The 229-nt window shown below is 53.7% G+C and carries 1 rRNA gene; it reads left to right on the forward strand.

Going from position 1 to position 229, the window contains the following annotated elements:
* Window positions 1-225, forward strand: a 23S ribosomal RNA gene (locus RJP21_RS31165); the annotation flags it as partial.
* Between the last annotated feature and the right edge of the window lie 4 nt (window positions 226-229).

A 229-nucleotide genomic window follows, 5' to 3' on the forward strand; every position in this document is an offset into this window, starting at 1 on the left:
CGGGATGGACGTACCGCTGGTGCACCAGTTGTTCCGCCAGGAGCATGGCTGGGTAGCTACGTACGGACGGGATAAGCGCTGAAAGCATCTAAGCGTGAAGCCCCCCTCAAGATGAGATTTCCCAATTCGTAAGACCCCTTGAAGACGACGAGGTAGATAGGTTGGAGGTGGAAGTGCAGCAATGCATGGAGCTGACCAATACTAATCGGTCGAGGGCTTATCCTAAAAG

Origin of the sequence: Paenibacillus sp. VCA1, assembly GCF_031583795.1 — a bacterium.
Classification (GTDB): Bacteria; Bacillota; Bacilli; order Paenibacillales; family Paenibacillaceae; genus Paenibacillus_AQ; species Paenibacillus_AQ albilobatus.